Here is a 3,045-nt window from a genome sequence, read left to right as displayed (position 1 = left end):
GTCATCATGCCGGGTTGCTTGGCGGCGAGCTCGTGGCGGGCGCCCTGCAGGAAGACGAGCCCGCCGTAGAGGTACAGCACGGTGCCGAGCACGGGGTTGACCCACTCGGAGCCGGGGAAGCTTACCGCCTGGTAGCCGAACCAGGCCTGGAACTGCTCGCTGAAGTAGAGGATGGGCAGCGTCAGCACGAGCGCGACCCAGAAGCGGTCGCGGAACATCTCCGGCGAGTGGCCGGCGTGCTTGTCGTGCCCGCCGTGGCCGGCGTGCGCGCCGTGAGCGTCGTGCACGGCGTGGTCGCCGTGGCCAGCGTGATGACTGTGGGCGAGCTGGGCGTCGTGCTCAGCGTGGCGGACGTGCGGCTCGCTCTCTATCGCCTCGGTCCAAGGGTCTTCGGTGCTCGTGGCCGAGCCGTGGTGGTCGTGGTGATCGTGGTCGTTCACTTGGCCTCCTCGCGGGCGATGTCTGGCGTGAGGGCGGCGGGCGCGAGCGGGCGCGCTTGCGGCCTGAGGAAGTCGTCGGTGAGGCCGAGGGTCTCGTCGGTTAGGCGCATCGACTCGTCGGCGTCAGCGGTGGCGGTGAGGGCGCGCAGGGCGTCGATGGTTTCGGGCACCACGATGGCCTGGTTGTCGACCTGATAGCTGTAGTAAAGCTCGTTTCCCCCGACGGTGAGGACGTCCTCCCAGAGGGCGACCTCCCACATGTCGCCGCGCGGGCGGTGGAGGTCGCGCATCAGCTCGATGGTGCTGTTGAGCGCGACGATGCCGTCGCCCATGTGCATGAGGGCGATGCGCGGCGCGGCCCTGAAGGCGTCGAGCACCTCGTCCGTGGTCGCTTCGCGGGTGAGTTCCACGATCCAGAAGTGGCCGTGGCCCTGGGTGTGCGCCGCCTTGGCGGCGATGGTGACCACGTCGAGCTCGGGCATGACGGTGCGCGCGTCGGGCCCCTGGTGGCTGGGGATGACGCGTTCGGGCACGACGGTGTTCATGATGCCGGAGTGGTCCGACTCCCACGGGTCGGTGGCGCGGCGCACCAGCACCCCGCGCGCCTTCTTGAGCAGGCCGGCTTCGTGCAGTGCGCCCAGGGTGCGGACGGTGCTGGTGGTGTTGCAGGAGACGACGCGGGTGAAGTCGCGGCCGACGGCGCTGGCGTAGTTGGCTTGCGCCACGAAGGAGTGGCCCGTCACGTCGTGCTTCTCGCCGCCCTGCAGCGCCGCCTTCACGCCCGCGCGCCGGTAGAGCTCGAGGTTGCTGGCGCCGACGCCCTTGGGGGTGCAGTCGGCGACCACGTCCACGCGCTCCAGGAGCGCGGCCAGCTCGCCCTCCACGGGGATGCCGGCGGCGCGCATGGCCTTCGCGGCTTCAGGCGTGGAGGCGTAGACGGGGATGCCCTGGAGGGCGGCCGTCTGAACGCGGTAGTCGGCGACCACGTCGGCGACACCCACTAGTTCCATGTCGGGCTGCAGGCGCACCGCGTCGGCGATGCGCTTGCCGATCACGCCGTAGCCGTTCACCGCCACGCGCGTTCTGGTCTGGGTCGTCATGGTGTCGTCCTTTCCGGGCTCGCGCCCTGGGGCGTCAGGCGAGCGCCTGGCTGATCGCCGTCAGCAGCTCCTCCTTGCGGTCGTAGGAGGGGCGCAGGAACACGAGCGTCAACGTGGTCCAGTCCTGCACGGCGGCGATCTCCTGGCCGCCGTCCTCGAGCTTGAGGTGGGGGTAGGCGCCGTACTCGACGAACATGCCGAAGCGCGCGGCGGTCTGCTCGAGCCGCTGGAGCTTGGCGTCGTCGAAGCGCACCACGTAGGGGAGCTGGAAGGCGGGCTTGCCGCAGCTCCCGCCCACACCCAGCATGGGCAGGCCGGCGAGGCTCGGGAGGTCGTGCTTGCCGGCGCTGCGCTGCAGGAAGGCGTGGCGGTCGCGGACCAGCTCACGTGAGCCCTTGAAGCTGCCTACGAGCTGGCCGAGGGTGGGCGGTACGGTCTGCATGGCGTCTCCTTCGGGACTTGGGTTCGTCATGCCGTCACGCGGCGGCCAGCCGCGCTGCCGGCGCGCCGCCCGGGTGGGCGGCGCTGGTGATGGGGGGCGTGAAGTTGCGCAGGCGCAGGGCGTTGGTGAGCACGAAGACGCTGGAGAGGCCCATGGCGGCGGCGGCCAGGATGGGGCTGAGGATGCCGAAGGCCGGGTAGAGCACGCCGGCGGCGACGGGGATGAGCACGGTGTTGTAGAAGAACGCCCAGAAGAGGTTCTGCTTGATGTTGGTGATGGCCTTGCGCGAGAGGGCGAGGGCGTTGGTGATGCCGCGCAGGTCGCCGGCCATGAGCACCACGTCGGCGGACTCGATGGCGATGTCGGTGCCGGTGCCGATGGCCAGGCCGACGTCGGCCTGCGCCAGGGCGGGCGCGTCGTTGATGCCGTCGCCCACGAACGCCACCTTGCCGCCCTGCGCCTGAAGTGCCTTCACGGCCTCCACTTTGCCGTCGGGCAGGACCTCGGCCAGCACCTCGTCGATGCCGAGGCGCTTGGCGATGGCGCGGGCGGTGCGTTCGTTGTCGCCGGTGATCATCACCACGCGCAGGCCGAGCGTGTGCAGCGACTCGATGGCGGCGGGGGTGGAGTCCTTGATGGGGTCGGCGACGGCGATGACAGCGGCGAGCCGGCCGTCGACGGCGGCGTACAGGGGCGTCTTGCCCTCGTCGGCCAGGCGCCCGGCCTCGTTGGCGAACGCCGTCACGTTGACGCCCAGGCTGCGCATGTAGCGGTCGGCGCCCACCTGCACGAGGCGGCCGGCGACGCTGCCCTCCACGCCGTAGCCCGGCACCGCCTCGAACGCGTCGGCGGCGCTTAGGGGGGCGCCCTGCGCCTTGGCAGCGTCCACGATCGCCTGGGCGACCGGGTGCTCGGACGCCTGCTCCACGCTGGCGGTCAGGGCCAGCACCTCGAGCCGGTCGAAGCCCGGCAGGGTGACGAGGTCGGTGAGCTCGGGCTTGCCCTTGGTGAGGGTGCCGGTCTTGTCGAGGGCGACCTGCTTGGCCTCCTGCAGCGTCTGCAG

General features: G+C 71.0%; 4 protein-coding genes. All 4 read right to left on the bottom strand.

Translation table 11 applies throughout. The features are described 5' to 3' along the window. The coding region (locus tag M9914_14330; GenBank protein ID MCO5175353.1) for a hypothetical protein at positions 1 to 440 on the bottom strand (440 nt) is incomplete at its 3' end. After that, the gene (locus tag M9914_14325) at positions 437 to 1,540 is read right to left on the bottom strand and encodes a type II glyceraldehyde-3-phosphate dehydrogenase (protein ID MCO5175352.1); all 1,104 of its coding nucleotides are present in this window, start codon (positions 1,538 to 1,540) and stop codon (positions 437 to 439) included. The genes M9914_14330 and M9914_14325, both read right to left, overlap by 4 nt. A 34-nt stretch (positions 1,541 to 1,574) precedes the next feature. Then, complete coding sequence (locus M9914_14320; protein ID MCO5175351.1) at positions 1,575 to 1,982, bottom strand: hypothetical protein; 408 nt, start codon at positions 1,980 to 1,982, stop codon at positions 1,575 to 1,577. 34 nt (positions 1,983 to 2,016) lie between these two features. Next, the coding region (locus M9914_14315) for a heavy metal translocating P-type ATPase (protein ID MCO5175350.1) at positions 2,017 to 3,045 on the bottom strand (1,029 nt) is incomplete at its 5' end.

This window comes from Trueperaceae bacterium (genome assembly GCA_023954415.1).
GTDB lineage: Bacteria > Deinococcota > Deinococci > Deinococcales > Trueperaceae > JAAYYF01.
The sequence above is the reverse complement of the archived record's forward strand: the minus strand, read 5'-3'. Positions and strand labels throughout refer to the sequence as shown.